Here is a 3,212-nt window from a genome sequence, read left to right on the forward strand (position 1 = left end):
GATGCCCGGTCGCCTGTTCTGCCCTCACGGCGAGGAACTCAGAGAAACATCACTTAAACCACACGGGAGACACAACATGTCACAGCAGAACGTCAACACCACGGCTTCAGAATCTAAAGAATCATCATCTTTAAAAACCAAAAAACCACGTCGTCCCGCGAAGGCTGACAAAGCTGCAGCGGCGGCGGTCGAGCAGGCGCTGGAAAAAATCGACATTGAGATGATCCCGCTTTCACGACTGGTGGTTTTCCCCCTCAATGTGCGCAGCAGGGTCTACGTACAGTCGCGCATTGAGTCGCTTGCCGCCACCATCAAAAATGTCGGCCTGCTGCATAACCTGATCGCGCATGACATGGCTGACGGGATGCTGGGCGTAGCCTGCGGCGGTCGCCGTCTCACCGCTCTGCAGCTGCTGCTGTCACAGGGCGTGTATCAGCCCGATCAGCTGATCCCGGTCAAGCGCGTCACGGAGGAGCTGGCGCGCGCGGCCTCGATGGTCGAAAACGGCGAGCGTGAGGATATGCACCCCGCCGAGCAGATCGCCGGATTCCGGGCGCTGGCCGACGAGGGCAAAACGCCGGCACAAATTGGTGACCTGATGGGCTACAGCTCGCGCCACGTTCAGCGCTGCCTGAAGCTTATCGACCTTGCTCCTGCCATTCTTGACGAGCTGGCCGCTGATAAAATCACGCTTGAGCAGTGTCAGGCGCTGGCGCTGGCCGACACGCATGAACGCCAGCTGGAAGTATGGGAGCAGGCCTCGGGGTATTACAAAGCCTCTGCTGAAATCATTCGCAAGCTGATCACCTCCACTGAGACGGCAATCAGCCATTCTCCAAAGTTCGCCTTCATTGGCAAAGACGCCTATCTCGCGGCGGGCGGCTCCATTCGTGCTGACCTGTTCAGTAGTGAGGACGAGGGTTATATCGATACGGCGCTGGTTGAGCAGCTGACGCTGCAGAAATTGCAGCAAATTGCCGACGCCGTGCAAAAAGAGGAGGGATTTGCCTGGGCAGAGGTCAGGATGGACAGCCGTTTACAGAGCTGGAGCAGCGAGGTGACAAAAACGTATCACCTGCTGCCGGAGCGCTGCCCGGAGCTGACGCCGGAAGAAGACACCGAGTTGAGCGAGCTGCGGGCACAGCTGAAGCTTTCAGAAGATGACGCGCTGGACGTGACGCTGAGAAAGCAGATCGCCGCCCTGGAAGAAACGGGCCTGAAGCGGAGCTGGGCGGGCGCGGACAAGGATAAGGTTGGAGCGATGATCTGCTTTGAGCGCGGCAGCTGCTTCATTCAGCGCGGGGTTCAGCGTCGGGCCGATTTGCCCAAAAAAGAAAAGCCCGAAAGCAAAGGCGATCTGCAGACCCTTTCCGAAGACTACTCCGCGACGCTGGTCCGCTCGATGTCCTGCGAGCGCTCGCTGGCCGTACAGGCGGCGCTGAGCACCGAGCCGGAAATTGCGCTTGCCATGCTCACCTGGACACTTTGCCGCAGCACCTTCAGCCATAAAAGTTATGAAGGGACTCCAATGAAAATCAGCCTCACGGATAACAGCACGGCGCTGGTTGCCGCAACGGTTGCGAAGGAGGAGACAAAAGCCTGGCAGTTTCTTCAGGCGCAAAAGGCACAGTGGGAGGCAAAGTTCCCTGAAAACTGGTCGCAGGACTTCCGCTGGCTGATGGGCTGGAGCACGGACGAAGTGCTGCAGCTGCAGGGATTCTGCAGCGCCACGGCGGTGTGCTGCTTTCAGGACCGCGTCTATGGGCGCAGCCAGACCAGCAATCTCGATACGCTGGAAACGGCGCTGAGCTTTGACCTGGCGGAGTGGTGGCAGCCAACCGCTGAAGGTTTCTTTAAGCGGATCAGTAAAGAGCAGATTGCCGGAGCACTGAAGGAGGCAGGTAAAACGGGCAACGCCAGCGACGCAGAGAAAATGAAGAAAGGCGATGCGGCTGAGTTTGCCGAAGAGGCCATGAAGGACTCCCGCTGGGTGCCCGCGTGGATGAAACCTCTGCGGCCTGCGGCAGAAAATGACAGCGCAGGCGACATGGGCAGCGAAGGCTGACAGCGACAGACCGCCCTCCGGGGCGGTCATTAAAGACAAGGAGAAAAACCATGAACATGATCCCCCGTCATTTATCGCTCGTTCCCGCCTGCCCGTATACTCTTGCGGTCAGCCTGGCCGTCGCCGAGGTTGAAAAGCGCCTGCAGGGCAGGGCAACGCGCGGTGCACACCCCTACGCCAGCGCATTTATGCGCCATTACTGCGGTACGCGCACCATCAAGGCCGATCAGCTGCGCCAGGTCATGCCGGAATACTCACCTGGCGACCGTACCGCGCCACCCGCGCGGGAGTACCTGGCCGCGCTCGATATGCTGATCGCCTCACGCGGCGAGCGCTGTCCCTCGCCGCTGTCGCAGGATACTGGCTCAAGGCTGTTTCCTCTGACCGCCGCCCGCTTCACGGAGCGACGGGAAAAACGGCTCTCGCTCCGTCAAAACAGGGAACACAATCGGGAATGCCGTGAGCGCGAACAGAAGCGCAGACGCTATCAAAATCACCTGGCGCAGGCGGCGCTGGAGCTGGCGTTTCATACGCCGCTGACGGCAGGGCGCTGGTACGTTCACTGGCAGGGCCGGGACATCTGTGAAAGCGATCTGCAGTCACTGGTCCTGACCTGGCTGAAGCGGTTCGTGTCATGCAGGCATATCGATCCGTGGGAGTGGCATGACCAACCGTTGTGGCGCGTGATGCTCGACATCAGCATTCTGGCCGGTGAAATGAGCGCCTTCAGCAGAATGACTGACCGGTTCGCGCTGCCCGTATTGCTGACGTGCCGACCCTGATCCTGTTGAGCCGGGCACATCGTGTCCGGCTTGCTGCCTGCACTGGCCGCGTCTGAAAAGCGGGCGGCCCTGCGGGCCGGGAAAAGACGGTGCTGACGCACCGTCTCTCACCCTTCGCCTGCGCTTTCTCTCTCCGGGACGCTGTCTCGCGGTCTTCTCTCTCTGCTTCCTGCTGCTCTCCGTTCTGCTGTGCTGCAGCTGCTTCTCCGGTTTCCTGTCCATGAAGGTCAACGACATTAACAGCCTGATGGCCCCCTCCGGCTCCCCGGCGTTGCCGGGTCGTCAGCCCCACTGCGCTAACCGGCTGCGCCGGTAAGCTCCGCCGAATCCCTCCGGGGTTCGGGCCTGCCGGCTAGGGTCTGATG

General features: G+C 60.5%; 2 protein-coding genes. Both read left to right on the top strand.

The annotated features are described in order from the left end of the window. Nucleotides 1-76 precede the first annotated feature (76 nt). Nucleotides 77-2,065: a ParB/RepB/Spo0J family partition protein gene (locus tag FT726_RS26540; protein WP_346303776.1), complete on the top strand. Its 1,989-nt coding sequence runs from the start codon at nucleotides 77-79 to the stop codon at nucleotides 2,063-2,065. 50 nt (nucleotides 2,066-2,115) lie between these two features. Further along, the gene (locus FT726_RS26545; RefSeq protein WP_346303777.1) at nucleotides 2,116-2,847 is read left to right on the top strand and encodes a plasmid SOS inhibition protein A; all 732 of its coding nucleotides are present in this window, start codon (nucleotides 2,116-2,118) and stop codon (nucleotides 2,845-2,847) included. The last annotated feature ends 365 nt before the right edge of the window (nucleotides 2,848-3,212 follow it).

Origin of the sequence: Pantoea sp. Morm (assembly GCF_016643525.1) — a bacterium.
In the GTDB taxonomy this organism is placed as follows: Bacteria; Pseudomonadota; Gammaproteobacteria; order Enterobacterales; family Enterobacteriaceae; genus Pantoea; species Pantoea dispersa.

Bases quoted from the DNA above. Each gene is read 5' to 3' on its own strand.
- FT726_RS26545 (WP_346303777.1), top strand. From the start codon at position 2,116: ATGAACATGATCCCCCGTCATTTATCGCTCGTTCCCGCCTGCCCGTAT.
- FT726_RS26540 (WP_346303776.1), top strand. From the start codon at position 77: ATGTCACAGCAGAACGTCAACACCACGGCTTCAGAATCTAAAGAATCA.